The organism is Flavobacterium collinsii, from assembly GCF_902804485.1.
Taxonomy (GTDB): Bacteria; Bacteroidota; Bacteroidia; order Flavobacteriales; family Flavobacteriaceae; genus Flavobacterium; species Flavobacterium collinsii.
The window spans coordinates 1-3384 of sequence record NZ_CADCST010000175.1; the positions used below are offsets into that span (position 1 = coordinate 1).

General features: G+C 31.4%; 4 protein-coding genes and 1 pseudogene. All 5 read right to left on the reverse strand.

Features of this window, described 5'->3' with window-relative positions; all coding sequences use genetic code 11:
- Positions 1–203 precede the first annotated feature (203 nt).
- Entirely contained in the window at positions 204–881 is a 678-nt protein-coding gene (locus FLA105534_RS23160) for a 4'-phosphopantetheinyl transferase family protein (protein ID WP_173968441.1), read from the reverse strand.
- Positions 878–2068 carry an NAD(P)/FAD-dependent oxidoreductase gene (locus tag FLA105534_RS23165; RefSeq protein ID WP_173968442.1) on the reverse strand — a complete coding sequence of 397 codons (1191 nt, stop codon included), beginning with the start codon at positions 2066–2068 and terminating at the stop codon, positions 878–880. The genes FLA105534_RS23160 and FLA105534_RS23165 overlap by 4 nt, the downstream gene beginning before the upstream one ends.
- A complete protein-coding gene (locus tag FLA105534_RS23170) occupies positions 2068–2964 on the reverse strand; it encodes a recombinase family protein (RefSeq protein ID WP_317168236.1) in 897 nt (298 codons plus the stop codon). Before FLA105534_RS23170 ends, FLA105534_RS23165 begins: the two co-directional genes overlap by 1 nt.
- Positions 2947–3147, reverse strand: a pseudogene (locus tag FLA105534_RS23990) (recombinase family protein); the annotation flags it as partial. The pseudogene FLA105534_RS23990 and the gene FLA105534_RS23170, both read right to left, overlap by 18 nt.
- A gap of 10 nt (positions 3148–3157) precedes the next feature.
- Positions 3158–3384, reverse strand: a 227-nt coding sequence (locus FLA105534_RS23175) for a hypothetical protein (RefSeq protein WP_217427732.1), incomplete at its 5' end; no start/stop codon positions are given.

A 3384-nucleotide genomic window follows, 5' to 3' on the forward strand; every position in this document is an offset into this window, starting at 1 on the left:
TAATAGTGAGTTTATATAAAGATACCCAAAGAATAATCAGGTACTTTTTTTATCAATCATTACTTAAAATTCTAATCTTGTGATCAAAAAAAGTTTATTACTACAAAGCAATATGACATCACATCCTTCTCTATCGACAACTTAATTTTTAAAATTGGTCAATATTGAGAGTTATGTAGTAGATCTTTATCCTTTACGTGAAACTACATAATTAAATCTTTTACTGTTAAAACCGCAACTTTCTCTGGAAATACTCCCTCCTCGGCAACACAAATTGCCATTTTATAATCAGAATCGATGACATAAAGTTTATAGTACCAAGAACCAATATCATTATTCTCACCAATTATCTGGTTATTTAAGTTTATCTCAAAAGAAACTTCATTAAACGGAATATACAATCCTTTTCCCCTTGCCTTTACATGTGCTTCCTTGAGTACCCATAAATTAAAAAAAGTACTTATCCTTTCAGGCTTACTAAGTAATTCCAATGTTTGTTGTTCTTTGAGCGATAACACACTTTGTAAAATTTTTCGATTGTAATTTATTTTTTCGATATCGATTCCTACCTTCTTTTCAGAACATACACCAACAACCCACTCTCCCGAATGTGAAAGATTAAACTCAAAGTTAAATTCATCTGAAACTTCAGGCTTCCCATACTTATTATATTGATATCCAGAAAGGTCTAAGGTGTTTTTAAGATGTTCAGGCAGCATATAATATTGTAGTAAACCAGTTACTGCAGACCGATATTTATCTTCAAACCGAACAAAATTTGAAATTCTTTTTTGTCTTTCTTTTTCCAGAAATGGTATCAGACAATCCAAGTCCTCAATTGTAGCATCCGTTAAACCAATATGAACTGCAAATACCTTCATCGCAACTCGTTATTATCAATTGTAAGTAACCTATGCGCTTCTTTTTTAGCACGTATACAACAATCTTCAATAGCGAGACCTTCCATATAATTGGAAGCTATAAATAATCCCGTTTTAGCAATATCCATTTCTATTTCTGTTAATACTGCCTGATCTTCTAAAGTCATGATTGGTAGCTCTGATCTTCGCTCTTCCAATAACTTGACTTGTTGAGCTTCCACATCAAAAACATTTGCGATAGCCTGTATTTTTTCTTCCTTGGTATATTTTTCTCCTTTAAAATGGAAAACCCAATATTTTTCACCTGAAACTTCATGAAAAATCGCAGAATAAAAAATATCATTAAGGCTAAGAATACTTTTCTTACGTTTTCTTAAAGCAGTTTGGTCACTGAAGCCTACCAGCATTGTATCTATCTGAGCTAACTTAAGTCTTTGAAGTTTTTGAGCTAATTTTGGAACTGTATTAGCCAGCAATTGTGATGCTATTTCAGACGGACAGGAAAAACAAATATTTAAACTACTCCCCAGTAACTCCTTATCATTCCATATTTGATACATTCCTTGGTCAAAAGTTACCGCCGACACATTTGTTCCTTCATAACATTGAATATTTGGATTTTCTTTTACAATATCCATAAATTGCTGTAAACCATTTTTTAATACAAACTTTTTGGGAAATTTTTTATCAGCTTTTCGCTCCTTAAACAATAATTCTGCCGGAAACTGATCTGGGTTTTGACACAATATTGCTCTAAACAAATAGTGAAATAACTGTTTATAATTTTTTCCTCCAAATATAGAACTGTAATAACTACTTATCGACTTGTCTCGTTTTGAAACCAAAAACATACGTGGCAACGATAATAACAATGATCCAAAATTAATATTTTTCAAAAGAGTCTGAAACATACCGTTTTTATATCCTTCGAATTTCAAATTAGGCACAGCTTTAAGTTGATCTAACTTTCCATAATACTCCAGAATTTCCAACAATGTTTTGTATTTATAGGTCAATGTATGCCCGCCTAATTCAAAAAAAAAATTATTATCCAAAGTTATACTATCGAAGCAACCTCCTAATTGCCTCTTTTCATAAAGTTTCACTTGGTAACCATTTATTGCGCAATAATGAGCAAAACTAATTCCACTAATACCTCCTCCTACAACTATAATTTCCTTTTTCATTACTTAAAATTAAAAATATTTGTTTGATGCTTTCGCATTCTAATTTTAACAAATTTATCGATATCTTGAATGTGTAAATATATATTTTTTTTGACAATGTCTTTATAATAGGCACCTGGTTCAATACCATAACAGTAACCTGGGTATATCATAGTATCTCCCGATATAAATCGGGTTATAAATTCTAAACTCCTAAACATAGCCTCTGGATCACCTGTAATATCTAATCCTTTTTGAGCGTATAGATAGCTTGTTTTTTGTGTCTTTATATTTTGGTCTTCCAAAATGTTCTTAAATAATTCAATTGTATTATTTGAGAGTACCAACTGTTGAAGCTTCTTTTGATAACAATCATTAAGATAACTCGCATCTATTCTTGTTCTGCAGCCATCACGGCAATGATAATATGGATATTTTTTTGACCTTCCTTTTGAAATACTTCCGACAAGTTTTCGATTACAAACAGGACAGGTTAAAGAACCTCTAAGGAAAAATAATGATTGTAAATCATCTCTTTTAGCAGTAGTTTTTCTTTTTGTATTAATAATAGACTGAACCTGGTGAAACAAAGACTCAGATATCAATGGCTCGTGTAATCCTTTTATCATTTGCTCTTCACTAGAATTTAGTTTGACCGGTATAAGCCCACAATAAACTGGATTATGCAAAATTCTGAAAAAGTGTGATCTTGAACATAGTAATCCTTCACAATTAGCTATCTTCTTGATTTCAGGTATTTTACAATCATTCCGTGCAACATTATAAAAAGCCCATTTTATAATTTCGGCTTCAGGCTCTTTAGGAACGATAGTTTTTTTGCCATCCATTAATGTCAAATTGATAAATCCTAATGGTGCTTTAACAAGATATTTACCCATTAACTTAGCTCGATGCATGCCGTTTGCCGTGTTTTGAGCTCTCCGGGTATTTTCTGTTTCTGGAACAGCTAAATATACAGCAAGCATAACTGTGCTTTCCGGTACAGAGAAATCAATTGGCTGGTCAATAGCCTTTGCTGTTGTTTTATGTTTCCGAAGCTTTCCAATCATTTGGTAAGCAAATTCAACATTGCGGCTGAATCGTGCAAGTCTATTTTTTAAATTTTAATTGATTTAGATAATTTTTGGTTAAATAGTAAGACTTAAATTCATTGAATCTTTGTTTTTCATTAAAATGTCTGTTCATACTCATGTGAATAATGAGCCAAGCGTAAATATTAATTTGAATTGTACTTTGTTTCAAATTTTGAGATAATGTGTTTTTAAAACCCTCATCTGAAATAAAGTTTTCATATTGATAAACACTAATTTTAGATC